This window comes from Blochmannia endosymbiont of Polyrhachis (Hedomyrma) turneri, from assembly GCF_000973505.1.
In the GTDB taxonomy this organism is placed as follows: Bacteria; Pseudomonadota; Gammaproteobacteria; order Enterobacterales; family Enterobacteriaceae; genus Blochmanniella.
The window spans coordinates 458,521-484,217 of sequence record NZ_CP010048.1 but is presented as its reverse complement, the minus strand read 5'-3'; the positions used below and the strand labels follow the sequence as shown (position 1 = coordinate 484,217).

21 protein-coding genes, 4 tRNA genes and 1 pseudogene are annotated in these 25,697 nt (G+C 28.8%); 15 read left to right on the top strand and 11 right to left on the bottom strand.

What is annotated here, in order from left to right:
• Positions 1 to 41: 41 nt before the first annotated feature.
• From topA to BTURN675_RS02045, 3 genes are all read left to right on the top strand, one after another.
• Entirely contained in the window at positions 42 to 2,633 is a 2,592-nt protein-coding gene (topA, locus tag BTURN675_RS02055) for a type I DNA topoisomerase (RefSeq protein WP_046288885.1), read from the top strand.
• A gap of 959 nt (positions 2,634 to 3,592) precedes the next feature.
• Positions 3,593 to 4,357, top strand: coding sequence for an SDR family oxidoreductase (locus BTURN675_RS02050; protein WP_046288884.1), 765 nt, complete (start codon positions 3,593 to 3,595; stop codon positions 4,355 to 4,357).
• A 163-nt stretch (positions 4,358 to 4,520) separates the two neighbouring features.
• On the top strand, positions 4,521 to 5,156 hold the full coding sequence (locus tag BTURN675_RS02045) for an MBL fold metallo-hydrolase (RefSeq protein ID WP_046288883.1): 636 nt from the start codon (positions 4,521 to 4,523) through the stop codon (positions 5,154 to 5,156).
• On the opposite strand, the gene BTURN675_RS02040 is transcribed toward BTURN675_RS02045, so the two are convergent.
• From BTURN675_RS02040 to BTURN675_RS02015, 6 genes are all read right to left on the bottom strand, one after another.
• Positions 5,149 to 6,336, bottom strand: coding sequence for an amino acid aminotransferase (locus BTURN675_RS02040; protein WP_046288882.1), 1,188 nt, complete (start codon positions 6,334 to 6,336; stop codon positions 5,149 to 5,151). The two genes, BTURN675_RS02045 and BTURN675_RS02040, sit on opposite strands and share 8 nt — an antisense overlap.
• 798 nt (positions 6,337 to 7,134) lie before the next feature.
• A complete protein-coding gene (gene asnS, locus BTURN675_RS02035) occupies positions 7,135 to 8,538 on the bottom strand; it encodes an asparagine--tRNA ligase (RefSeq protein WP_046288881.1) in 1,404 nt (467 codons plus the stop codon).
• A gap of 392 nt (positions 8,539 to 8,930) precedes the next feature.
• Entirely contained in the window at positions 8,931 to 9,449 is a 519-nt protein-coding gene (gene fabA / locus BTURN675_RS02030) for a bifunctional 3-hydroxydecanoyl-ACP dehydratase/trans-2-decenoyl-ACP isomerase (protein ID WP_046288880.1), read from the bottom strand.
• Between the two features lie 569 nt (positions 9,450 to 10,018).
• Entirely contained in the window at positions 10,019 to 10,663 is a 645-nt protein-coding gene (locus BTURN675_RS02025; protein ID WP_046288879.1) for an outer membrane beta-barrel protein, read from the bottom strand.
• A 221-nt stretch (positions 10,664 to 10,884) separates the two neighbouring features.
• Complete coding sequence (hspQ, locus tag BTURN675_RS02020; RefSeq protein ID WP_046289124.1) at positions 10,885 to 11,202, bottom strand: heat shock protein HspQ; 318 nt, start codon at positions 11,200 to 11,202, stop codon at positions 10,885 to 10,887.
• A gap of 310 nt (positions 11,203 to 11,512) precedes the next feature.
• Positions 11,513 to 11,842 carry a TusE/DsrC/DsvC family sulfur relay protein gene (locus BTURN675_RS02015; protein WP_046289123.1) on the bottom strand — a complete coding sequence of 110 codons (330 nt, stop codon included), beginning with the start codon at positions 11,840 to 11,842 and terminating at the stop codon, positions 11,513 to 11,515.
• 328 nt (positions 11,843 to 12,170) lie between these two features.
• Here BTURN675_RS02015 and BTURN675_RS02010 point away from each other — a divergent pair.
• Positions 12,171 to 12,257: transfer RNA gene (locus BTURN675_RS02010), tRNA-Ser, on the top strand.
• 294 nt (positions 12,258 to 12,551) lie between these two features.
• Here BTURN675_RS02010 and BTURN675_RS02005 read toward each other — a convergent pair.
• Positions 12,552 to 12,624 (bottom strand) — tRNA-Lys (locus BTURN675_RS02005).
• Between the two features lie 384 nt (positions 12,625 to 13,008).
• Here BTURN675_RS02005 and pgsA point away from each other — a divergent pair.
• From pgsA to BTURN675_RS01990, 3 genes are all read left to right on the top strand, one after another.
• A complete protein-coding gene (pgsA, locus tag BTURN675_RS02000; RefSeq protein WP_046289122.1) occupies positions 13,009 to 13,578 on the top strand; it encodes a CDP-diacylglycerol--glycerol-3-phosphate 3-phosphatidyltransferase in 570 nt (189 codons plus the stop codon).
• 260 nt (positions 13,579 to 13,838) lie between these two features.
• Positions 13,839 to 13,909: transfer RNA gene (locus BTURN675_RS01995), tRNA-Cys, on the top strand.
• A gap of 9 nt (positions 13,910 to 13,918) precedes the next feature.
• Positions 13,919 to 14,001, top strand: a tRNA-Leu gene (locus BTURN675_RS01990).
• A gap of 97 nt (positions 14,002 to 14,098) precedes the next feature.
• On the opposite strand, the gene BTURN675_RS03265 is transcribed toward BTURN675_RS01990, so the two are convergent.
• From BTURN675_RS03265 to rne, 4 genes and pseudogenes are all read right to left on the bottom strand, one after another.
• Positions 14,099 to 14,551: a L,D-transpeptidase family protein gene (locus BTURN675_RS03265; protein ID WP_245592140.1), complete on the bottom strand. Its 453-nt coding sequence runs from the start codon at positions 14,549 to 14,551 to the stop codon at positions 14,099 to 14,101.
• An 11-nt stretch (positions 14,552 to 14,562) separates the two neighbouring features.
• Complete coding sequence (locus BTURN675_RS03260) at positions 14,563 to 15,033, bottom strand: L,D-transpeptidase family protein (protein ID WP_216697866.1); 471 nt, start codon at positions 15,031 to 15,033, stop codon at positions 14,563 to 14,565.
• Between the two features lie 122 nt (positions 15,034 to 15,155).
• Positions 15,156 to 16,085, bottom strand: a complete 930-nt coding sequence (gene lpxL / locus BTURN675_RS01980) for an LpxL/LpxP family Kdo(2)-lipid IV(A) lauroyl/palmitoleoyl acyltransferase (protein WP_046288878.1) — start codon at positions 16,083 to 16,085, stop codon at positions 15,156 to 15,158.
• An 861-nt stretch (positions 16,086 to 16,946) separates the two neighbouring features.
• Positions 16,947 to 18,482 (bottom strand): annotated as a pseudogene (rne, locus tag BTURN675_RS01975) (ribonuclease E); the annotation flags it as partial.
• A gap of 424 nt (positions 18,483 to 18,906) precedes the next feature.
• Between rne and BTURN675_RS01970 the strand changes: the two are divergent.
• From BTURN675_RS01970 to pabC, 8 genes are all read left to right on the top strand, one after another.
• Positions 18,907 to 19,863 (top strand): RluA family pseudouridine synthase, encoded by a 957-nt coding sequence (locus BTURN675_RS01970; protein ID WP_046288877.1) that lies wholly within the window; start codon positions 18,907 to 18,909, stop codon positions 19,861 to 19,863.
• A 336-nt stretch (positions 19,864 to 20,199) separates the two neighbouring features.
• Positions 20,200 to 20,388, top strand: a complete 189-nt coding sequence (gene rpmF, locus BTURN675_RS01965; protein ID WP_046288876.1) for a 50S ribosomal protein L32 — start codon at positions 20,200 to 20,202, stop codon at positions 20,386 to 20,388.
• Between the two features lie 18 nt (positions 20,389 to 20,406).
• Positions 20,407 to 21,450: a phosphate acyltransferase PlsX gene (gene plsX / locus BTURN675_RS01960; protein WP_144406094.1), complete on the top strand. Its 1,044-nt coding sequence runs from the start codon at positions 20,407 to 20,409 to the stop codon at positions 21,448 to 21,450.
• Between the two features lie 36 nt (positions 21,451 to 21,486).
• A complete protein-coding gene (locus BTURN675_RS01955; protein WP_046288875.1) occupies positions 21,487 to 22,440 on the top strand; it encodes a beta-ketoacyl-ACP synthase III in 954 nt (317 codons plus the stop codon).
• Positions 22,441 to 22,461: 21 nt separating this feature from the next.
• Positions 22,462 to 23,400: an ACP S-malonyltransferase gene (fabD, locus tag BTURN675_RS01950; RefSeq protein ID WP_046288874.1), complete on the top strand. Its 939-nt coding sequence runs from the start codon at positions 22,462 to 22,464 to the stop codon at positions 23,398 to 23,400.
• A gap of 17 nt (positions 23,401 to 23,417) precedes the next feature.
• Entirely contained in the window at positions 23,418 to 24,152 is a 735-nt protein-coding gene (gene fabG, locus BTURN675_RS01945) for a 3-oxoacyl-ACP reductase FabG (RefSeq protein ID WP_046288873.1), read from the top strand.
• A 192-nt stretch (positions 24,153 to 24,344) separates the two neighbouring features.
• Positions 24,345 to 24,593, top strand: a complete 249-nt coding sequence (acpP, locus tag BTURN675_RS01940) for an acyl carrier protein (protein WP_046288872.1) — start codon at positions 24,345 to 24,347, stop codon at positions 24,591 to 24,593.
• A gap of 147 nt (positions 24,594 to 24,740) precedes the next feature.
• Positions 24,741 to 25,556, top strand: coding sequence for an aminodeoxychorismate lyase (pabC, locus tag BTURN675_RS01935; RefSeq protein ID WP_046288871.1), 816 nt, complete (start codon positions 24,741 to 24,743; stop codon positions 25,554 to 25,556).
• Positions 25,557 to 25,697: the final 141 nt, after the last annotated feature.

Here is a 25,697-nt window from a genome sequence, read left to right as displayed (position 1 = left end):
TTGAATGAAATAGAATATTTCGTATATTTAAAAAGGCTTATATGAGAAAATTTCTTGTTATTGTTGAGTCTCCAGCTAAGGCTAAAACAATTAATAAATATTTAGGGAATAATTATATAGTGAAATCTAGTTTTGGTCATGTTAGAGATTTACCAAGTAATAGTTTGTTTATTAAAAATCAAAAAGACCACAGAATTTTAAAAAAAAATGTTGATAAATTGGATAAAAAAAATGCATTAATACATCGTATAGGAATTGATCCATATCATGGATGGATAGCAAAATATGAAATTTTGCCTGGAAAAGAGAAAATTATTGATGAACTTAGTATGTTAGCGAAAAACTCTGATCATGTTTATCTTGCAACTGATTTAGATCGTGAAGGTGAAGCTATCGCTTGGCATTTGCAAGAGGTCATTCAAGTAGATAGGAAGAAAATTAGTCGTGTTATTTTTAATGAAATTACATGCGATGCTATTATGCACTCGTTTAAGCATCCAACGGTATTGAATATTGGTAAAGTACATGCACAACAGGCACGCCGATTTATGGATCGATTAGTTGGTTATATGTTATCTCCGTTATTATGGAAAAAAATTGCTCGAGGATTATCTGCTGGACGAGTACAATCTGTGGCAGTGAGGTTGGTAGTTGAACGTGAACGCAGGATAAGAAATTTTATTTCTAAAGAATATTGGAAATTATATATTGATTTAATTGGTTCTATTGGAAATGAGTTGCGTTTTCAAGTAGTTCGTAATGGAAAATCTCGATTTATTCCAACTACGGAAACAGAGTTAAAGCAAGCAAAAAATATATTATTGCAAACTGATTCTTATGTTATTAGCAATAGAGTAGATAAATTTTTATTTGTTCGGGCACATCCTCCGTTTGTTACATCTACTTTACAGCAATCAGCTAGTGTGCATTTAGGGTACAGTATAAAAAAAACAATGTTATTAGCTCAACGATTATATGAGGCGGGATATATTACTTATATGCGTACTGATTCAACAAATGTCAGTAAATCTGCGTTAAGCATGGTGCGTTCTTATATTTATGATGTATTTGGTCAAGAATATTTATCTAAAAAAAATAATGAATATAATTTTACATCTTGTGTGCAGGGGGCACATGAGGCTATTCGACCTTCTAACGTGTGTTTTTCGTCGGAATCAATAAAAGATAAAAATTCTGATTTAAAAAAATTATACCATTTAATTCGGTGTCAATTTATTGCTTCTCAAATGAGTTCATCGAAAGATATTATTACTACCTTATCAATGAAAATAGGAGATTTTACATTACAGTTTTCTCATCGAATTTGTTTTTTTGATGGTTGGAAAAAAATAATGTCTAAGATTGGTAATCAGTCGGATCAAAAAGAGAAAAATAAATTTCCAGATTTTAAGATTGGTGAAGTATTGAAATTTAAAAGGATTGTTGCTACTCAACATTTCACTAAAGCACCTGTTCGTTATAATGAAGCATCTTTAGTAAAAGAGTTAGAAAAAAGAGGTATTGGTCGCCCATCTACGTATGTTTCAATTATTTCTACCATACAGGATCGTGGTTATGTTTGTCTTTATCATGCACATTTTTATGCCATGAAAATAGGTGAAATTGTTACTGATCGTTTATCTGAAAATTTTTATGAGTTAATGGATTATCAATTTACTGCTAATATGGAAGGTGTGCTTGATAAAATTGCTGATAATCAGACTGAGTGGAAAATTGTTTTAGATGATTTTTTTATTAGGTTCAGTGAACAGTTAAGTGTTGCAGAGAAAGATTTCGAGGATGGCGGTATGCGTCAGAATTCGATGATAATGACTAGTATAGTTTGTTCGTTATGTGGTAAAAATATGGGAATTCGGGTTGCGGTTACTGGTGTTTTTCTTAGTTGTGAAGGTTATAAAAATATCGTGTCTTTAAAAAGTAGATGTAAAAATACAATAAATTTAGTTCCTGAGATGTTGCAAAATTCAATTCCTCGTAGTAATCATTTTAAATGTGAAAAATGTAATAGTGTTATGGACAGTTATTTTATTGATAGTTGTCGTAAATTACATGTTTGTGTTAATAATCCGTTATGTGCTGGATATAATATTGAAAATGGTGAATTTGGTATACAGAAGATAAGTGATTTTTGTGTTGTTCAGTGTGATAAATGTATGTATGATATGTATGTAAAGTTTGGTCGTTTTGGTAAATATATGTTATGCAGCAATCTGGATTGCAAAAATACCATGAAAATTTCATCTAATGATTGTGTGGTGCCTAAAAAATCTTTGGTACTTCCGTTACCAGAACTTATATGTGAAAAATCAAATGCTTATTTTGTTCTTCGGGATGGGAAAGCAGGGATTTTTTTAGCGGCTAATACCTTCCCGAAATCGCGAGAGACGCGTGCTCCTTTTGTAGAAGAATTGGTTCGTTTTCGTGATCGTTTGCCAAAAAAGTTGTCTTATTTGGCAGATGCGCCAATATATGATATTTATGGTAATAAAACTTTAGTTCGTTTTGATCGAAAAAGTAAACAGCAGTATGTTGTTTCGATGAAGGATGGTAAGTGTACTAGTTGGAAATCTTTTTTTATTAATGGATGTTGGAAAATTAAAAGTGATAAGTAGTATCTATTAATATTTTTTTTTGTTGATGATATAGCAAAACATTCATTTTTTTTGATAGAGTATAATGCAAGTTCATAATTATAAGATTGTAAGTATACTTAAATTTTTTGTATTATTACCAGAAACTGTTCTAGATGTGTTTTTGTTGAAATTAGTGTGATTTGTTAATTGTTTGTATATTTTATGTTATGTATTTATTTTAGTGTTAATTTTTTAAAATTTTATAAATAAAAAATTTATTAAGGAATTATATAGAGTGTGATTATTGTTGTTATATGTTGAATTGCATTGTTTTATTTTTTAAAAATCATGGTATATAAAATACAAATATAACTTTGTTATAAATATTGATTTTTAAAATTTTTTATTTTATATGTTATATATATTATTGGTGGTTTTGCAATAAAGTAAATTTATTTATGTGTTGTGAATAATCATGGTAATTAAATAGTATGAGAACATGTATTATTGTCAGTCTGTAATATACTATTATAATAAGCTTCACATAATTATATGTTTATGTTTATTTTTGTTATGTGTCTATTTAGAGTTTTTTATTGCAGTTTATTTGATGGAGTGATTTTGTAAGAATGTTTGGTTATAGTCATTGAAAATTTTTTGTTATATTCATTATAAATTGTTTGATTTAGTGTATTAGTGTGTTTGATTAATTTTATAATAATTTTTAAAAAAAATGTTAATGTTCTTATTTTGTTGATTATGAAGTTATATTTTGTGTTATTATGAAGTATAAATTGTAATATTTGCATTATAAAATTTTTTTTAATATTTTTGTATAAATACCAATGAATGTTTTAAGATTAATATGATATAAAATGAGTTTGTTTTTTGTATTTATTATATACAATTACATATATTTGATATATTTGCGTTTTTGTTTTATACTGTATTAGTGGTATGTTATTCGATAATGGTATATGTTACCATGGAGTAGTTTTATGGGATTTCTTGATGGTAGACGTGTTTTGATTACTGGAGTTGCCAGTTATCGTTCTTTGGCGTATGGTATCGCTAAAGCGATGTATCGTGAAGGTGCTCAGTTAGCTTTTACTTATCAGAATAATAAATTGAAAGATCGAGTAAGAAAGATTGCTAATGATTTTGGTTCTGATATTGTATTGCCTTGTGATGTTTCTGAAGACGAATCTATTAATGATCTTTTTTTACATTTATCTAAGTTTTGGTTAAAGTTTGATGGATTTGTTCATGCCATTGCATATGCATCAAATGATCAATTAAATGGTGATTATGTGGAGTCTATTACTCGTGAAGGTTTTTCTGTTGCACATAATGTTACTTCTTACAGTTTTGTTGCTTTAGCTAAGGCTTGTCGTAATATGTTAAGTACATGTTCGTCTTTAGTTACATTAACATATTTGGGGTCTGTACGTGCTATTCCTAATTATAATGTTATGGGGTTAGCTAAAGCTTCGTTAGAGGCTAATATGCGGTATATGGCTCGTTCTTTGGGGGCTGAAGGGATTCGTGTCAATGCTATTTCTTCGGGGCCTGTTCGTACATTAGCTGCTTCTGGTATTATGAATTTTAAACAGATGTTATCTTATTGTAAAGATAAATCACCAATGTGCAGGAATGTTACTATTGATGAAATTGGTAATGTTGCAGCTTTTTTATGTTCTGATCTTTCTAGTGGAATTACAGGTGAAGTGATTTATGTAGATGCTGGTTTTAGTGTTGTTTGATATTAGTACATTAAAAAAATTTTTGATTTTTTTAATATTTCAAGATACCTGAATTAGGTGACTATAGTAATTTTGAAGGTTTATTATAGTAGATATGTAGTGTTTTTTGCTTTAATGTGAAATAAAGTTAGATTTTATATATATAAGGTATATAAGGTTTATAATGAGATATAAAGTTATCCCAGTTACTTCGTTTCATCAAAATTGCTCATTAGTTTGGTGTGAGGAAAAAAATGAAGCAATTGTAATAGATCCTGGCGGTGAGATTGAATTATTATTGCCAATTATAACTTCTCTTTCTTTGGTTGTAAAAAAAATTTTATTAACTCATGGTCATGTTGATCATGTTGCTGGAGCTAAAGAATTATCAGATTATTATAAAGTACCTATTGTTGGTCCGCATTTCGCGGATAGATGGTTATTGAATAATATAGAAATTCAATGTTGCATGTTAAATTTTAATATTGTTCCGCCAGTTGTGCCAGATTTTTGGTTATTGGATCATGAAATAGTGATGGTGGGTAATGTGCAGTTTGAAGTACTTCATTGTCCAGGTCATTCTCCAGGCCATTTGATATTTTGGGATAAAAAGTCTAGGTTTATTTTTATGGGCGATGTATTGTTTAATGGTAGTATTGGACGTACTGATTTACCAGGAGGGAATATGTCCGATTTAATTCATTCTATTAAAAAGGTAATCTCCTTGGGAGATGATATATTATTCCTACCTGGACATGGTCCGAAATCCACTTTAGGTCATGAGCGAATTTATAATAACTGCATACAGCATTTTATATAACATTTGATAATTTCTCGCATAAATAGTTTATGTTATTTTGAGTTATTCCACATATATTAATACGACCGGAATTTGGCATGTAAATCCCTGATTCCTTCTGTAATTGTTGTACTTGCTGTTTATGTAGTCCGAGGAATGAAAACATACCTGTTTGTTTGTTGATGAAATTAAAATCTTTGTTTGGGTGAAAATTATTTAAAGTTTTTGTAAATAGTTGCCGTATTTTTTTAATGTGCATACACATGTTTTTTAGTTCTTGTTCCCATAAGTTTTTTAAATCATTATTATTTAAAATAGTATTTACCACAGATGCTCCATGGGAAGGAGGATTGGAGTAGTTGCTACGAATTATACATTTAAGTTGGCTATGTACTTTATTAGCAATTATTTCATTTTCTGAAATTAATGTGCAAGCACCAACTCTTTCATTATATAAGCTAAAATTTTTTGAATACGAATTACAAACAATTAGTTCTTGATGAGAACTTGAAAAAATATGTAATGCAGTAAGATCTTGTTGTAAATTTTCAGAAAATCCTTGATATGCAAAATCGAATAAGGGTAGCCAGTTGTTTTTTAAAGATAAATCTGATAATAGCTTCCATTGATCATGATTAGGGTCAGTTCCTGTTGGGTTGTGACAACATCCGTGAAATATTACAAGATCTTTCGATTGTGCATGTGATAAACTATCAAATAATTTGTTAAAATTAATGGTATGCATGTCATAATCATAGTAAGGGTATTGAATAATTTCGAATCCTGCTGTATGAAATATGTTTTTGTGATTGGTCCAACTTGGATCACTAATCCATACGCGTTTAATGTTAGTGTTCTTTTTTAAGAAATCTGCAGCTATTCGTAGTGCACCAGTACCTCCTGGTGTTTGTACTGTTTTCATTCTATTTTCGAGGGTGGGTGAGTGTATTCCAAATAATAGTTTTTGAGTGGATTTATTAAAGTCTTTGTTTCCCTCAATATTAAGATAATTTTTTGTAGTTTCACTGTTTAGCAGGAATAGTTCTGCTTTTTTTACGCTTTTTAGTATTGGAGTATTTCCATATTGATCTTGATAAATTCCTATTCCTAAGTTGATTTTGTTAGGTCGTTGATCAGTAGATATGATATCTAGCAGTCCTAGTATTGGATCAGGTGTTGCTAATTGTATATGTTCGAACATATATTTTCCTAGAGTGTAGTTTATGGAATGTAGTTTGTGTAGCAGTGAAGGTAATATCCATACTTATATACTTAATATATATTTTGCATTTCAAATGGTATTTAAAATTTAAAACATTTAAATGTCATGAATGATTATTTTTTGTTTTTATATTTTTAATTATTGAATAGTAATATTAATTTTTAAAAATTTAAATTATAAATTTAAGCAAGTATATTATTTTAAATTACAATTAATTTCAAGAGTTTTATTGATTTGATGTATTTGTATTAAATATAATATATCTATAAATTTTGTATTTGTATGATGTATTTATTTTATTTCATGTGATAAAATATATTTTTATATTTATAGCGATATAAATATCAAGTTCAATTATATATCTTCAGTTACATATTTTTATTATTATTGATAATATGGTTTGAATTATTTGTATAAAGATAGTTTATATGTGATTTTTTAAATTTTTTGTTGGTTATAGTCATAGTATATTTTAGAGTAATTCATTTGATGAATTTGATAGTTGTAAAATATTTTAATGTCATATTGCATATTGTTTGTTTTTTTGGATCTTATAATTATATAATTATATTACCACTTTATAAGTGTTATGTAGTGTACTAATTTAATTTAAATTTAGTGTGTTAAAATATTGTTTCGTTGATATTATTAATTTTCGATCGTTTATTATATTTTTTTAATATGTAATTATTTGAATGTATTTCATTATGTATTAAATAGTAATTAATTTTAGTCATTGTGAATCATGTGATATATATCTACAATGCTATTATTTATTTAATAGTTTATGTTTTTTAATGTTCTTGGAAATGGGACGATATCACGAATATTTTTTATTCCGGTAATAAATAGCATTAATCTTTCAAATCCTAATCCAAAACCTGAGTGTGGGACGGTACCGTACCGGCGAAGATCTCGATACCATTGATAGTTATTTTTATTTAGTCCAAATTCTTCTAAATTTTTGTCAAGAACGTTAAGTCGTTCTTCTCGTTGAGAGCCACCAATAATTTCACCTATACCTGGTAGCAATATGTCCATTGCTGCTGAAGTTTTCATATCGTCATTTAAACGCATATAGAAAGCTTTGATTTTTTTAGGATAATGTTTTATTATCGTAGGTTGATTAAAATATTCTTCTGTTAAATATTTTTCGTGTTCTGATAAAAGATTAGCTCCCCAAAAAATTTTATTTTTAAATTGTTTTTTAGATTGTTTTAGAATGTTGATAGCTTGGGTATAAGTAATTTCTATAAAATTTTTTTCTACAATATTTTCTAGACGATTAATAATAGCAAGATTATGTTTTTTTGAAAAAAAGTCTATATCATCAGAGCATTTTTTTAATATTGTTTTACAAATATGTTGTAATAATGATTTTGCAATACAAATAATATTATCTAAATCTGCAAATGCGACTTCTGGTTCAATCATCCAAAATTCTGCTAAATGTTTGTTTGTATTGGATGGTTCGGCTCGAAATGTTGGTCCAAATGTATAGGTTTTTGATAATGCACAGGCATAACTTTCTACGTTAAGTTGTCCTGAGACTGTTAAAAAAGATTCTTTACCAAAAAAATCTTTTGCGTAATTTATATTACCTGACGGGGTATACGGTAAATTTTTGAAGTTTAAAGTAGATACTTGAAACATTTTACTTGTACCTTCGGTATCGGTTGTGGTAATTATAGGAGTAGGAATCCACAAAAATCCGTTTTTGTTCATGAAATTGTGAATGGCATGTGCTAATACATTACGTGTTCGTGAAATTGCTCCTATAATATTTGTTCGTGGACGTAAATGTGCGATCTCTCTTAAATATTCCATATTGTGTTTTTTAGGGGATATAGGATATGTGTCAGGATTTTCAATTAGTCCTAATATTTCAACGTGTTTAGCTTGTAATTCAATGTTTTGTTTTTTTCCTATTGATTGGACTATTTTTCCAATGATTTTGACTGAACAGCCGCTTGTTAGGTGAAGAATGTCTTTTTTATAATTGTGAATTTTTTTATTTTCAACTATTACTTGTAAAGTGTGCAGGCAAGATCCATCGTATATATTGAGAAAAGATAATTTTCGGGAATCTCTTCGAGTTTTAACCCAACCGCATACAGTTATTTCAGAATTAGTTGGTATATGTCCCTGTAGTATGTTAGTAATAGTAGAAATTTCATTCATAAACTTTCTCTAAATAATAGTGTAATTAATTTTCATTTTAAATTATAAGATCTTTAATATTAAAATTGTTAAAAATTTATTATTTTTTTATAGTAAAGTCTGTATATGCAGATAAATTTATGTAAGCTATAGTGTTAAAAATTTATTTTTAATGTAAAACGTGTATTTTGATACTTTTTGATAATTATAATTGTTAAATTGATTTTGCAGGTTTAATATGTTACTAAGTTTCGGTAATTTTTGTGTTATTTATTTTAGTGATAATTGTATTCATATCGTATTATGATGTACAATGTTTTTTGCAAATAATTTCACTGATTTGTGTATATTAAAATTTTAAAATTCTTTGATGAATTAGAGCTATTTTTAACTGAATTGTGTGGTTTATTTTATTAAAATTCTGTAATATTTTTAAATAATCCGACTTTTAAATCAGATGCGGTGTATATTATCTTTCCATCACAAAATACTTCGCCGTCAGCCATGCCCATAGTCAGTGTTCTGTTAATGATTTTTCTAAAATGAATTACATATGTTACTTTTTTGGCTGTAGGTAAAATTTGTCCACTAAATTTTACTGTTTTTACACCTAAAGCCCGTCCTTTGCCTTTGCCACCTAACCAGCCTAAATAAAAACCGACTAGTTGCCACATTGCATCTAGTCCTAAACAACCAGGCATCACTGGATCATTGATAAAATGGCAATGAAAAAACCACATATCTGAAAGAATATCCAGTTCTGCTTGTATAAAACCTTTATTATAATTTCCCCCGTTTTCGGTTATTTTTATTACACGATCCATCATTAGCATATTTGGTGCTGGTAGTGACGGTCCTTGATTACCAAAAAGTTCACCCCGCCCTGAAGCTAATAAATCTTCTTTTGTATAATATTGTTGTTTTTTGATCATATTTTTCTCGGTAATATATAATATGGAATATTAAGAATGATATTGTTAAAATTAAGTAAGGTTATTGAATATATTTATTGATAATTTTGTTATTTGATTTTAAATGATTTTTGAAAATTTTTGACATGATTTGTAGATTTATGGATAAATTGTTTTTGAAGAATTAATATATAATATGTTATGTAACAGTAAATTATAGATTAATGTTGATATGAAAAAATATAAATTGTATGTTTAACTTTTAAGGTATTTTTTAGTAATTATTTGTTAAAAAATTTTTAAATTTCAGTTAGTGTAACATTAGTGTATTTTTTAATGTTTAATATGGTACATTTTAGATATTTTTGATTATCAATTAAGTTAATTGGCATAATAAAATTATGGTTTTAATATATAAAACAAATACATAATACATAACATAAGAGGTAGAATATTTTGTTATGTATTTTGTTATCTATAATGTAATGATAATACAATTGATCAATTAATATTTTTGACATTAAAATTTATGGATTATATCTTAGGATATACATAGATATTTTTTATATTGTAATTATATTAAGTTATATTTATATAAAATAATACAGAATATTTAGGTTTATCATAGTATGATTTGATTGTGCTCCAATAGAGTGAATGTTTCCGACATTATTAATTTTTTGATATTCTAGTCTGGTTGTCCATTGTTTTTTAATTGTATATTCTATTCCGAAGCTTAAAAGTGGTGATATGCTTGTGTCATTGATATTAAGGTGATGGATTTTATTGGTATGATCATGATATGAATTTTTAATACTGGCGTGCCAAATTGCTCCTCCAATTTTTGTATATATATTAATACTATCATGAATAATTGGATGATATAATTTTGTGCTAATATCTATATTTTGTACTTCAAAAGAGCTCTTGATTTCTTCGTTAGAATAAGTTATTTGTCCTAACCAATTGTATCCTAACTCAAATCCGAAACACTGATCGGTGTGGTAGCCAATGAATGTTCCGAATCCTATATGTGAGTTACAAATTTCCTCATTAGTATTATTGCATGTTATTATTTCATTAATATAGGTAATGATATTATTATATCGAGGTAAACCAATTTTATTACCTATATACCAGGTATTTTTTTTTAATGGGTTTGAATATGCGATATTATCTGGTAAGTAAATTAAATGTGCAATTATTATAAGAGTTAGTGTTTGTATTTTTTTCATAGTTAAGTATTTCTCATTGCGTATTATGAATGTTGTTTAATTGTGACAGAATATATGATTGTATGTTTATTATTTTGAATATAACCCATAGTAAGTAGTGATGATTTATATGTTAAGTTACTAATAGGCATTAAATGATTACATTTGTGTAGTGTATAGTTACATGAATATTATCGTGGAATTTTACAAACAAGATTAGTTTATTATTTTTTATGAATATATTAATTTCTTAAACGAGGAGCTTGAAGCTGCAAACGAATAGATTCTGCTAAATCGTCTAAAGTAGATTGATCTGAATGTGTGGGAATTGGTTCATATCCTAATTGAGCTTCGGCTAAATAAGTATGTATCGGTTTTCCTTCTTCATCTTCCATAACAACATGATACCAAGGAGATTGACGTAAAGTATCGTTATTTGTAATTTCATCTAGTGATGGTTTTTCAAGAGAGTATTCAGGATCTACATCAATAACAACTCCTAAGTATCCTAAAAGTTTGTGTCTTACTTGTTGTCCTATGCTAAATTTACTTGCTGTTATGAAACTTTCTGACATTAATCTATTCCTTTATTTTATATTTTATTTATATATTTTTTAATAAATTTATGGTGAAAAGAAGTAGAGAATGAATACTCTAGTATAAATTTATAATGCTCACTATTTTAAAATCGAGTTAATTATATACGAGATGTAAAATATTTGCAATATGTTATTATACAGGTAAATCTGTGAAAGGTTTATTTTAAAAGAAATATAATTTTTTAGTATTAGTTATATAATTGTGGATGTTGTAATAATTATTTTATTTTTTGTTCTTGAGATTTAAGTGGAGCATGATTTTTTATTGTATTTATAGGCATTTTTTTGGTTTTGGCAATCCAGATATTTTAGCGATTTCTCTTGCTATTTCATTGTTTTGAAAAAGGCGTAAGAGATATATGCTGTTTCCTTTGTTTGGTCCATATTTCAATGCCAATTTTTTAACTAAGAGCCGAATATTTGGAGAAATATTAAATTTTGTATAAAATGATCTAACGAAATAGATAATTTCCCAATGTGGATTTTTAAGCAATATTTTATCGTTATTAGCAATTAAAGTAGCAATTTCTTCATTCCAGTCATTAAAATTTAGTAAATATCCTTCAGAATCGGTGATTAGTTTTAATGTTTGTTTGTTCATGTATTTGTTAAAATTCATGTATTTGTTAAAATTAGAGTATATTGTGTTATTTATTTATGTTATTAGATTTATGTTATTAAATTGTATAGTTTGTGTTAAATTAGTTATACTTTGTAAAGTGTGATGATTAAATTATTTTGTTGAAATTGTGAATTATGATTAAATATCTTGTTAAGATATAAGTATATTAAGATATAAGTATATTATATGAAAGAATTATTATATAATATTAAATTATTTGTGTTTTTTTATAAAAACGTTGTATGTGTTAAAATATGTTTTTTAATGATTTAAATTTATGTATATTGTAATATTTGTGTTATTAGTTGGAGGAGTGGCTGAGTGGTTGAAGGCGCCGGTCTTGAAAATCGGTAATATTTTTTAGTATTCTAGAGTTCGAATCTCTACTCCTCCGGGGTAATATAAAATTTTAGCTTTAAAGAGTGAGTGTTATCTGTTGCTGATGTTGTATGTATTTATTAATTAGGGTTGTGTATTACTACATTGTAGTATTACATAATTGTTTGTAGGTTTTTATTTTTTTCTTGTATTATTTAGTGTGATTTGAAATTTTCTAATTTTTTTGTTATGCGTTATAAATACAGCATATAGAATTATTTAGATGTTGTACAAGTATTAAATTATTAAAGTATTGTCGAGTGTTTTTATACTAATTTTATTGACTGCGTGTTTAATGATTTTTTAGAGTTGGGTCGTGTAGGAATCGAACCTACGGCCTGTTGATTAAGAGTCAACAGCTCTACCTACTGAGCTAACGACCCAGGATTATGAATTATTATGGTATAAGTGTTTCAGGTTTGCAATATTTTGTCAATAGATTATGTTATTTAGTGTGATATGTGATATAGAGTTAAGTTAGTAAGAACATGTTTTATGCTGTACATTTGTTAGTGTATATTTTTAAGGTGAATTTTTTATTTACAGACATATTTAAGTATAATAGTATATTTGTTGGAAAATTGTTAGGTGTGTGTGTATTTGTATTGTTAAATTTTTTAGAGTACGTTTTTAATGATTGTCGTTGTAGTAATGATATATAATTGTACATTTTTTTTATGAAATGTATTGAGATGCTATAGTGCGGTTTTTTGTAGTTTTACTTGCCTCTTTATTATTATTGTTTCAGTTGTTGTGTTATTATGTATTTGAATATAAATATACCTACGTGGATTACTTTGTTTCGTGTAATTACCATACCGTTTATTATTATATTTTTTTATTTGCCATTTTCATTTTGCCCGCTATTATCTGCAATATTTTTTATTTTTGCGTCCTTAACAGATTGGTTTGATGGTTTTTTAGCACGTCGTTTGGAACAAACTACTGTGTTTGGTGCTTTTTTAGATCCGGTAGTTGATAAACTTTTAGTTGCCGTGGCATTAATGCTTATTGAAGAGTATTTTCATACATGGTGGGTGACTTTACCAGTTGCGAGTATGATTATGCGCGAAATTGTTATATCAGCATTACGTGAATGGGTAGCCAAAATTTCCTATCCTAATGTAGGTATTATAGTTTCCAGAACAAGCAAAATAAAAACAACGTTGCAAATGTTTTCTGTGGTACTATTATTATGGCACCCAAGTGAATATTTAATAGTAGTGGGGACAGTTATTTTATATTTAGCTTTCGTTTTAACTTTATTGTCGATTTTGAAATATGTTTGTATATTGTACAAGAATGGTTTATTTAAAAGGACAGATAATGGCTCTTGATGTATGTTTCGAGTGGTACTGACTCTAATTAAACGTTTAAAATTAATATTTTTTTGTGATTTTAATTTTCAAATTTTAAAATTGATTTTTTTAACAAAATATGTTTGTGGTGTGGTTTTTTGTTAATGAAAATTATTATTTGTTATTTACTTTGTTAGTTGTTGTATTTAGGCTGTTTTATATTGTATACTTTATATATATGTTTTATTTTTTTAGTTTGCATGTCATATTATTTTTTATAAAGAATGATGAGTATAAATGGCGCGTTGGCAGAAGGGTTATGCAACGGATTGCAAATCCGTTAATCTCAGTTCAAGTCTGAGACGTGCCTAATTCTTTAGCCCGGGTGGTGGAATTGGTAGACACAAGGGACTTAAAATCCCTCAGCTGCTTGCTGTACGAGTTCAAGTCTCGTCCCGGGTATAAACAATAGTCATTATATGTAATGACTCGATATTATTGTCATAATTTATAAAAACATAAATATTACTTAAAAACATAAATATTATTTGTGTTTTTATTATTTGTGTTTTAATGTAATGTTAATTGGGATTCCTAGACGTTGATTAAGTGCTTCTTGTACTAGCTTATGGTCTATTGTTTTATTACACTGAAGTATTTTGCGTATAGTGTTTGATAATTGAATTTTTTTTTGTTGTTGTGAATTAAATTCTTTTTTTGTTAGTGATAATGGATCATGTACTTCTAAATAAGAAGTACCGTTTGTTTCCGTGGTGATTTTTACTGGTTCGTTAATAAATTGTACTCTAGTTCCTATTGGTGCATGGTCAAAGAGATATTTCATATCCTTGGTTCTTAAACGTACGCATCCATGGCTTATACGTAAACCAATGCCAAAATTTGAGTTAGTACCGTGAATTGCATAAAGTTTTCCAATATATAAAGCGTGCGATCCCATTGGATTCTGAGGTCCTGGTGGTACAATTTTTGGAGGGATGTCTCCTCGTGCAATATATTCGTTTTTTATATTTTGGGTGGGAATCCATGTTGGGTTATGTTTTTTTTTTGTATTGATGTAATCCAGTTAAATGGGGTGTGATGTTCAATTTCTCCGATACCTATTGGAAAAATAATTACTGTGTTGTTATTTTTTGGATAGAAAAATAGTCTCATTTCTGCACTATTAATGATTATTCCCTCATGGGGGGTGTCAGGTAAAATTAATTGATGGGGAATAATTATTGGTTTGTTTGATTTTGGTAAGTAAACGTCGATATTAGGATTAATTTCTAAAAGATTGCTTAATCCGATTTGGTATTTTTCAGCAAAATATTCAAGAGGAAGTGTGTTATTGGTTGGGATTGTAATTTCGATATTTTCTCCTACTATTTTGTTCCCTTTTTTTGGCAGGGTATACAGTAAAGCACGGGGGTGTGTAGAGTGCAACAGTGTTATTAAAATAAGAATGTTGTATATTATAGTGAATATTCGCATAATATTTGTAAGTATTTTTTATCTTGTCTGAGTAATAATTATTAATAAGTATAAAATTTTTTATATTGCAGTATTTATAGCATTGGAATTAATTATGTTTAGTTTGGTGTTTTTTATTAATATTAGTATAGAGGGGGATCACCATGGGGCCGTGTCTTAAAACGTCTATGTAACCACATATATTGATCTGGAGCGGTTAGAATTAATTTTTCAATTATTTTTTTGTTAATGTAAGTTATTACTGTTTCGATGTCTTGGTTTAGTGGTATGGTTTTTTCATCCGGTAAAATGAGTAATTCATAACCTGAAGCGTTCGGTAAACGGTAGGGCATGAATGGGATAATAGCTGGTTTAGTAATTTTAGCTATTTTGTATGTTCCTATTGTAGTTGCGGCATGAGGTACAGCAAACAAAGGAACAAATATGCTGTTTTTATATCCGTAGTCATGATCAGGTGCATACCAAATAATTTCTCCATTTTTTAATGCTTTTACAATTCCTTTTATATCAGAACGATGAAGCATTGATTTGTTTGATCGTAATCGTCCCCAAGTTTGTAACCAATCGATTAATAAATTGTTATTAGGTCGATATACACCAATACCTGGATGTAATATGCCAAAAATTCTTGCTCCTAGTTCGAGGGTAAGAAAATGCATTCCAATTAGTAGAACCCCCTTGTTTTCTTTTTTTGCTTGAATGATATATTTTAAACCTTTAATTGTGAACCAACGTTTAATACGTGTATCTGACCAAAACCAAGCCATGCCTGTTTCAAAAATTCCCATACCAATTGATTCACAATTTTTTTTTACTAAATGTTCTAGTTCTGTTTTCGTTAAATTTGGAAAACACAGTTGTAGATTTTGTCGAATAATTTTTATTCTACGTGATATAAACCATTGTACTGTTCTGCCTAATTTAATACCGCAGTAATGTATTGCATGATAAGGTAAGAGTACTACTATTAAATATAGTAGTATTATTCCTAACCAAATGCACCAATATTTTGGGTGTAATAGATTACAGTTAAATTTTGGGAGTTTAGTCATTATATATTTGTAACATTATTAATATTGATTAAATTCAAAATTAAAGATATTAATTAAATTGTATAGATAATAACCAAGTTTAATAGTGTGTTAATAAGACAATTTATTGTTATTATTGTTAGTAAAATACAATTTTTTAAAAAAATTCAAATTATTTACAATGAAAAATTATACCATAAGTATCCGATGCTGTATGTGTTAAAAATTTAGAGAAAATATTAATTGAATATTTATTTTCCAAATATAGGGTTTTATGTTTTTTAATTAATGGTTTTGCAGTTAAAATACTACAATATTTAAATGATTTCAAATATGTTATGATGATTTGAAATTCGTGTATTGTTACAACAGTTACTTAATTATATAATATATTGAATATAATTATCAAGTTTATAACATATTCAGAAATATTTTTTAGTATGTCTTTAATGTTTTTGGGTGTATTTATATTATTTTTTAATTTTTTTTAATATTAAGATGTTTTTATTTAATTTATATGATTCCATGATTGTTGAATTTATGAATAATTTTCTTGTTTATTATTTTTTGTTGATATTTTTATATTCGTATCCAATTGTACAATTAAGCAATTTTTAAAAGCAATCATGAACTAAGATGGTATAATTATTTTAATGATTTTGATAACATAAACAATGTGTATTTAAGTTTAATGATTAATCGGTGTAGTATGTTATAAAAATAGATAGTATTTTTATCGAGGAATGTTGTGTATAAAATTGTGTTAAATATTATTTTTTTGGTTATTGATATTGTTTTATTTGATCTAATATGAATGTTTTGTGATGATGTAGTAGTTTCGTGGGTATATTGTTTTTCTTTATTATAGTTATGTTCTTCGTTTGCAATATCTATTTCGTGGAGTTGTGGTAATAAATAGCTTGGTCTAGAAGCTTTTTCGCCTTTTCTAATACGATGAATAATATAATTCGGCGTTTGCATTTGGTCATTGGGGACTATAATAGTTCGAATTCCCCCTTGTCGTTTTTCAATTTCATTAATTGATTTTCTTTTTTCGTTAAGTAAATAGGAGGCAATTGGTACTGGAACAATAGCGTGTACTTCGCATGTATTTTCTTTTAGTGCTTCTTCTTCAATTAATCGTAAAATAGATAGAGATAACGATTCGTTATCACGAATACTACCTGTACCTCCGCACCTTGGACAAACGTGATAACTTGATTCACCCAATGATGCTCGTAATCGTTGTCGTGAAAGTTCTAATAATCCAAATCGAGAAATACGCCCAATTTGAATACGTGCTCTATCTTGTCGTACGGATTCTCGTAAAGATTGTTCTATTTCTCGTTGATGGCGCATTGAATTCATATCGATAAAATCTATAACAATTAATCCGCCTAAATCACGCAATCGTAACTGTCTAGCAATTTCTGCAGATGCTTCTAAATTAGTATTAAATGCCGTATCTTCAATATCTGTGCCTCGTGTAGAACGGGCGGAATTAATATCAATAGCAGTTAATGCTTCAGTACTGTCAATAGCAATTGAACCTCCAGATGGTAATTTAACTTTTCGCTGGAAAGCAGATTCAATTTGTGATTCGATTTGATAATGGCTAAATAATGGAATTTCACCGTTGTATAATTTGATTTTGTTGTTAAAATCCGGTCGACCAAGAGCCATTATATGTTCTTTTATCGTTATCAAGATCTCTGGGTTATCAATTAAAATTTCTCCAATATCCGGTCGTAAATAATCGCGAACAGTACGAGCAATTATGCTGCTTTCTTGATGAATTAAAACAGGAGCTGTTTTTTTTTCCGCAGCTTTTTTAATTGCTTGCCAATGTTTTAGTCGAAAAGTCAGATCCCATTCTAATGCTTCAGCAGATTTACCTAGTCCTGCTGTACGAACAATTAAGCTCATACCTTCAGGCAGTTCTAATAGCGATAATATTTCTTTTAATTCGACTCTATTATTACCTTCAATGCGTCGTGAAATTCCTCCTGCTTTTGGATTATTTGGCATTAAAACTAAATAACTACCTGCTAAACTGATAAATGTTGTTAATGCAGCACCTTTACTTCCTCTTTCTTCTTTATCAATTTGGACTATTAGTTCTTGTCCTTCGTGTAAAATTTCTTTAATGTTTGTAGTTTTAATGCATGAAGAAAATTGAGCAGAAAAATATTCGCGGGAAATTTCTTTTAAGGGGAGAAATCCGTGTCGTTCAGCACCATAATCAACAAAAACTGCTTCTAAGCTTGGTTCGATTCTAGTTATTTTTCCTTTATAGATATTGGATTTTTTTTGAGTATGTCCTACAGTTTCAATATTTAAATCATATAACCATTGTCCGTCTACTAAGGCTATACGAAGTTCTTCTTGTTGGGTGGCGTTGATTAACATTCTTTTCATTGTAGTGTATCCGATGGTTATATATTTTGTTATTGTTGGGAAAAGGTATTTTTTAGTAAGAGTGATTAAAATATGTGTATATTATTTTTATGAAATGATATTTTCAAATATCATAAAGTATTATTATTATATTTTTATATTTTTATAATTAGAATTGTAGTTAGTATTAATATGATATTGTATTTATATTTTTTAAATTGTATTCATGAATTTAATCTAGTGAAATTTTGAACATGATATTGTATTTCATTTATGCGTTTTAAAATAATTTTAGTATGATTATTTTAGTTATTATAATAACAATGCTATTTGGTAAATAATGTATTATATTTTAGTAAATGTATATACGGTATCTCATTAGTGGTTTTTTTAAGTTATTTATTCCTGTATAGTTTTTTGTATCGTTATTTAACCATAATTTTTTATGAAAACATATAATAATAATGTAAATTTAATTACTATATCTTCGCCAAATATTATTGGACGTCGTATTGATAACTTTTTATTATCATATTTGAAAGGGATATCTAGAAATAAAGTTTATTCTATTTTACGTAAAGGTGAAATTCGAGTTAATAAAAAAAGAGTCAAATGTATGTATAGGTTGAATTTTGGAGATATAATACGTATTCCACCAATACGAAATGTAATGTTTGAAAGAAATAATGTTTGTATTTCTGAAACAATTATTAGGAAGTTATTTAATTCTGTTCTTTATGAAGATGATCATTTAATTATTCTTAATAAACCATCTGGTATTGCAGTGCATGCTGGTAGTAAGTTGTCATATGGTATTATTGAAGGGTTAAGAACAGTACGTCCCGAACTTGATTATCTTTCATTAGTGCATCGTTTGGATAAAGAGACTTCTGGAGTTTTGTTGTTAGCAAAAAATTATTTTTCTTTAATTCAGTTACATGAACAATTGCGTTTAAATGTAATAAAGAAAGAATATTTAGCGTTAGTTTTTGGAAAGTGTAAATTTAATTTTAAAGTTGTGACTGTTCCGCTATCAAGGCATTCTTCTTCTACATGTTTAAATAATGTTAAAGTAAATTCGATAGTAGGGAAGTATTCTAAAACTTATTTTATTGTTCAAGAAAGATTTATTGCAGAAACATTGCTTAGAGTAAACCCAATTACTGGGCGTACACATCAGATTCGTGTTCATGCACAATATATAGGAAATCCTATTGCATATGATAAACGTTATGGAGATGCAATATATAATCAAAAGATTAAGATTTCTTCTGGTTTAAATCGGTTATTTTTACATGCTTCTAAATTACGATTTATTCATCCAATCAATGGCAAGACTTTTTGTATTGAAGCACCTATGGATAAAATATTGTCAAATTGTTTATTGTTTTTGCGAAAGTAATTGATGTTTAATAATTATTTTATTTTAAAAATGTATTTTGGGTACAGTTTTATTAGCTGTATATCGTTTAGTGATTGTGTAGATACTTAGTTTTATAAAGATTTTTGATTAGAATAATTTTTTAAAAATTGTATTAAATGTTATTAAGTTGTATTGAATTTATTGTATTATAGTTAATATGCTATATCGTGTTAGTATTTGTGATTGCATTTGGTTAATATTTAATTATATTCATGTGTTATAGTATGATTATGCTTAAAAAACAGAAATTCATTTTAGTGATTTTTGTTGGATTGGTTTATATTTTTTACATTTACAGTTATTTAAGGAATTGTTATGGCAGTACAACAAAATAAGCCTACGCGTTCTAAACGCGGAATGCGGCGATCCCATGATTCATTAAAGTTATTTAATATGTCAATATCAATTGATTCTTGTTCTGGTGAGTTGCATCGTCGGCATTATATTACCAAAAATGGATTTTATCGGGGTTATGAAGCGATTTCAATAAAACGGGTATCTTAAAAAATAGGGTATATACTTTTGGGATTTTTTACTCTTTCTTTGGATGTTATGGGAGGCGATTTTGGGCCAAGTGTAATAGTGCCTGCTGCCTTACAGGCGTTAGCTATGCATCCAAATCTTAAGTTACTGCTTGTTGGTGATCCTGATATTATTTGTCCGATTTTATCTAGATCAGAAAATAGTGATTTATTAACTCGTTTAACGGTGATTCCTACTAAATTAGTAATTAGTAGTGAGGAAAAGCCTTCGAAAGCTATTCGTGTTAGTCGCGGAACGTCAATGCGTGTAGCTTTAGAACTTATTAAGTTAAAAAAAGCTCAGGGATGCATTAGTGCTGGTAATACAGGTGCTTTAATGGGGTTGTCAAAGTTAATTCTTAAATCTTTAAAGGGAATTGAACGGCCGGCGTTGACTGCTGTGTTGCCTAATCAACGCTGTGGAAAGACGGTTATTTTAGATTTAGGTGCGAATATTACGTGTGATAGTTCAATGTTGGTTCAGTTTGCAATTATGGGTTCGGTATTCGCTGAACAGATCGTGGGAGTTAATAATCCTCGAGTAGCTTTACTTAACATTGGGGAAGAAGAGATGAAAGGATTGCATAATATTCATCAAGCGTCAATGAAATTGCGAAATATTCCATGTATTCGATATATTGGTTATCTTGAAGCAAACGAGTTATTAATGGGTAAGGCAGATGTTTTAGTATGTGATGGTTTTATTGGAAATATTACTTTAAAAACGATGGAAGGTGTCATAAAAGTTTTTCTTTCGTTATTGAAAGGCAATAGAGGTAATTATATTACATCAGCATGGTTAATACATAAGTGGATTCAAATTGGAATAAAAAAATTTTTTATTGGTGATCGGTTGAATCAATTAAATCCTAATAAGTATAATGGTGCTTGTTTAGTAGGCTTGCGTGATATTGTAGTAAAAAGTCATGGTTCGGCTACTCAAGATGCATTTGTTTCTGCTATTGAACAGGCGGTGCAAGCAGTGAAGCGTAAAGTACCAGATCGTATTGCGACTCGATTGATAAGTATTTTATCTGAATTATGATAGTGATGATAATTGATAAGTAGATATAATAGATACATGTTTACTAAAATTCTTGGTACTGGGAGTTATCTTCCGGTTTGTGTTAGATCGAATTCATTTTTAGAAAAGATGATTGATACATCAGATGATTGGATTGTGACTCGAACTGGTATTCGTGAACGTCGCATTTCTAATGCGGATGAGACAGTGTCTAATATGGGTTTTTATGCTGCACAACAAGCTTTAAAGATGGCTGATATTCATGCAAAAACTGTAGGTATTATTATTGTTGCTACTACTTCTTCTACTCATGCATTTCCTAGTGCAGCGTGTCAAATTCAGCGTAGTTTAAATATAGATGATAGTATTGCATTCGATTTATCAGCAGCCTGTACTGGTTTTGCTTATGCGTTAAGTGTGGCAGATCAGTATATTAAGCATGGTACTATAGAATATGCTTTAGTGGTTGGTTCTGATACTTTAAGTCATACATTAAATCCTAAAGATCGAGGAACGTTAATTTTATTTGGTGATGGAGCTGGTGCTGTAATACTTGGCCGTTCAGACACTCCTGGGATTCTTTCAACACATTTGCATGCTGATGGTCGATATGGTGATTTATTGACTTTACCATATTACAATCGAATTTGTCCTTCAAGTACTACATATTTGCAAATGTCTGGTAATGAATTATTCAAAATAGCGGTTTCTTCTTTGGCTCATGTGGTAGATGAAACAATGATTGCTAATAAAATTGATCGAGGAGAATTAGATTGGTTAGTGCCTCATCAAGCAAATTTGCGTATTATTTCTGCAACTGCCAAACGTTTAGGTATGGGTATGGAAAAAGTTGTAGTAACCCTTGATAGGCATGGTAATACATCGGCAGCTTCTGTACCCTTAGCACTGGACGAAGCAGTTCGTGATGGTCGTATCAAACGAGGTCATTTAGTTTTATTAGAAGCTTTTGGAGGCGGATTGACATGGGGGTCTGTGTTATTACGTTTTTAATATTAAATTAGGATTTTATATATGGATAATAGATTAGCAGTAGTTTTTCCAGGGCAAGCATCTCAAAAGGTAGGAATGTTATCCGGTTTATCGGAAAATGCTATATTAAAGGAAACGTTTAGCGAAGCATCGGAAGTTTTAGGTTATAATTTATGGGATTTAACACAACGGGGGCCAGTAGAAGAATTAAATAAAACTTGTCGAGCTCAACCAGCTATTTTAGCGGCGTCAGTCGCCATTTGGAGAATTTGGTGTGCTCAGGGTGGGCGATTACCAAAATTTATGGCGGGGCATAGTTTAGGAGAATATTCCGCTTTAGTGTGTTCTGGTGTTATTGATTTTTCTGCAGCAATTAAATTAGTGGAGTCACGGGGTATCTTGATGCAAATGGCAGTTGTCCAAGATGTTGGCGTGATGTCTGCGGTTATTGGTTTAGATAAAAGTGTTGTTATTTCAGTTTGTCAGGACGTTAGGTGTAATGATCAATTTGTTTCAGTATCGGTTTTCAATGCACCAAATTATGTGATTATTTCAGGTTATAAAACAGCTGTAGAACGTGTAAATATTATTTGTAAAGCATTAGGTGCTAAATTTGTATATATATTACCTATTACTATACCGTCTCATTGTAAGTTAATGATGTCCATAGCTGAAAAATTTGAACGTGAGTTAGAAAAAATTGATTTTTTGTTTCCTTCTATATCTGTAATAAATAATGTTGATGTTAGTATTGAAAAAAATCCCGATCGTGTTAAACAGGCTTTGATCAGGCAATTATATACTCCTGTACGTTGGTATGAAATTATTGAGTATTTGTTAAAATTTAATATTAATACATTAATAGAGATGGGTCCTAGCAATGTGTTAAGCACTATGGTTCGAAGATGTATTATTAACAGTAATTTGTTAAGTATGTCTGTAAATGATGTACCATCGTTAAATGTGGCAATTAAATATTAATCGTTAAGGTGGTGTTTATGAGCTTTGAAAAAAGAATCGCGTTAGTAACTGGAGCTACTCGTGGAATAGGGCGTGCTATTTCTGAAATGTTAGTTATGTCTGGTGCTATTGTAATAGGTACATCCACTAATGCAGTTGGTGTTAAAATTATTAATTCTTATTTAAAAGATGCAGGATTGGGGATGGAATTAGATGTAACAGATTTGGATTCTATTGTGCATGTGTTAAAAAATATAAAGTTAAAATTTGGTGATATTGATATATTAATTAATAATGCAGGTATTGTTCAAGATAGTCTACTAGTACATATGAAAGACAATCAATGGGAGTCTATTATTAATACAAATTTGACATCTGTATATCGTATGTCAAAATCAGTAGTTCGGTCGATGTTGAAGAATCGTTATGGTAGGATTATTAATATTAGTTCAGTTGTTGGCTTTATGGGTAATATTGGTCAATCTAATTATTCTGCAGCAAAATCTGGTATGATTGGGTTTAGTAAATCTTTAGCACGTGAAGTGGCAGCTCGGGGAGTTACTGTTAATGTAGTGGCACCAGGTTTTATTTCTACTGACATGATAGAAAATTTATCGGATAAGTATCGTGTGAGTATTTTATCGAAAATTCCTATGAATTGTTTTGGTGATCCCAAAGATGTTGCACATGCTGTGGTATTTCTTGCTTCTGATTCGGCTAGGTATATTACTGGTGAAACTGTGCATGTTAATGGTGGCATGTATATGTTGTAGCATATTTTTTATATATATAATAGAGTAAATTTTATCCTAAATATATTAGTTTATGGTAGAATTGATAAAATGTTATTTGTTTGTTGTATCTGTAGTTAATGTGTGATTTTTTTTTATTGACATTTGTTATATGTAAATTAATTATTTAAAATAATAATTTTTGAAAATTTTAAATTTAGGAATTATAAAAATATGAGTACCATTGAAGATAGGGTTAAAGTAATTATTGCCGAACAGTTAGGTGTGAAAAAAGAAGATGTAATCAATCATGCTTCTTTTGTGGAGGATTTAGGTGCGGATTCACTTGATACTGTTGAATTAGTTATGGCTTTAGAAGAAGAGTTTAATACTGAAATTCCAGATGAAGAAGCTGAAAAAATTACTACTGTTCAAGCGGCGATTAATTTTATTCAGGCTAATCAAAGTGCAATAAATTCATAGTTTGATAATATTAAATCAATATAATATTAAAGCAATATAAGTTAGATAATTAGTTTTATAGTTGTGGTTTGTTGGTAATTTTTTTAGATATCAATTAATTGTAGTATAATGAGTAGTTTTAAAAATGTGTTCTGTTGTAGAATGGTCATGTATTGGTTAAATGGTGTTTCCGAAAAAAAATTATCATTAGATGGTCGTATTTTTCTTTTTGGTGATGGGTTTTTTACTACAGCTAGACTTAGAAATGGACAGGTTGAGTTGTTAGATTGGCATCTTGATCGTTTAATGTTGGCAGGGAAGAGGCTTTTGTTTAATGATTTGGATATTGATTCTTTGTGTCAAGAACTTAAAGTGGCTTCAGAGTATGGTAAAAATGGTGTAATTCAGATTGTTATTCTTCGTTCTGCAAGTGGAGAAACTGGATATAGTTTCAGGAAAAATATCGAACCTTTGCGTGTTATTTATTATTCTTCAATTGTGAAAGATCATAAAAATTGGCACAAATATGGTATACGATTAGTAAAAAGTAACATACGAATATCTAGAAATTTATTGTTGGCAGGTATTAAGCATTTAAATCGTTTGGAATACATTCTTATTCGTGCACATTGGATTAGTAATCAAGAGTGTGCTGATGAGGTTTTAATATTGGATACTGCAGGTAATTTAATTGAGTGTTGTACAGCAAATATCTTTTGGAGAATTGGTTGTGATGTTTTCACCCCTTCCTTGGTTTATGCGGGAGTTTCTGGAGTTATGAGACGATGGATATTACAATTATTACCACAATTAGGATATAATTTTCATGAAATTACGACAGGACCTGAAATTTTAAAAAACGCCGAAGAGGTTTTTATAAGTAACTCTTTATTACCTTTAGTATCGGTAGTTTCTATAGAAGAGCATCGCTATATAGATCGGACATTATGTAATTTATTGCTTTCTTATTATACTACATTGTAAATTTTTTCATAATAAATAGGTAAATTTATGTTTTTTTGATTATTATTTGTTGGTTATAAGTTTTTTGATGATTTTTTATATAGTTTATAAAATTGTTTTAATATCTTTATAAATTATTATTTTAGACGGTGTGTGTTGTAT

Coding starts and splice junctions, on each gene's coding strand:
- topA (WP_046288885.1), top strand. CDS start 42: ATGAGAAAATTTCTTGTTATTGTTGAGTCTCCAGCTAAGGCTAAAACA.
- BTURN675_RS02050 (WP_046288884.1), top strand. CDS start 3,593: ATGGGATTTCTTGATGGTAGACGTGTTTTGATTACTGGAGTTGCCAGT.
- BTURN675_RS02045 (WP_046288883.1), top strand. CDS start 4,521: ATGAGATATAAAGTTATCCCAGTTACTTCGTTTCATCAAAATTGCTCA.
- BTURN675_RS02040 (WP_046288882.1), bottom strand. CDS start 6,336: ATGTTCGAACATATACAATTAGCAACACCTGATCCAATACTAGGACTG.
- asnS (WP_046288881.1), bottom strand. CDS start 8,538: ATGAATGAAATTTCTACTATTACTAACATACTACAGGGACATATACCA.
- fabA (WP_046288880.1), bottom strand. CDS start 9,449: ATGATCAAAAAACAACAATATTATACAAAAGAAGATTTATTAGCTTCA.
- BTURN675_RS02025 (WP_046288879.1), bottom strand. CDS start 10,663: ATGAAAAAAATACAAACACTAACTCTTATAATAATTGCACATTTAATT.
- BTURN675_RS02015 (WP_046289123.1), bottom strand. CDS start 11,842: ATGAACAAACAAACATTAAAACTAATCACCGATTCTGAAGGATATTTA.
- BTURN675_RS03260 (WP_216697866.1), bottom strand. CDS start 15,033: ATGCGAATATTCACTATAATATACAACATTCTTATTTTAATAACACTG.
- lpxL (WP_046288878.1), bottom strand. CDS start 16,085: ATGACTAAACTCCCAAAATTTAACTGTAATCTATTACACCCAAAATAT.
- BTURN675_RS01970 (WP_046288877.1), top strand. CDS start 18,907: ATGAAAACATATAATAATAATGTAAATTTAATTACTATATCTTCGCCA.
- rpmF (WP_046288876.1), top strand. CDS start 20,200: ATGGCAGTACAACAAAATAAGCCTACGCGTTCTAAACGCGGAATGCGG.
- BTURN675_RS01955 (WP_046288875.1), top strand. CDS start 21,487: ATGTTTACTAAAATTCTTGGTACTGGGAGTTATCTTCCGGTTTGTGTT.
- fabD (WP_046288874.1), top strand. CDS start 22,462: ATGGATAATAGATTAGCAGTAGTTTTTCCAGGGCAAGCATCTCAAAAG.
- fabG (WP_046288873.1), top strand. CDS start 23,418: ATGAGCTTTGAAAAAAGAATCGCGTTAGTAACTGGAGCTACTCGTGGA.
- acpP (WP_046288872.1), top strand. CDS start 24,345: ATGAGTACCATTGAAGATAGGGTTAAAGTAATTATTGCCGAACAGTTA.
- pabC (WP_046288871.1), top strand. CDS start 24,741: ATGTATTGGTTAAATGGTGTTTCCGAAAAAAAATTATCATTAGATGGT.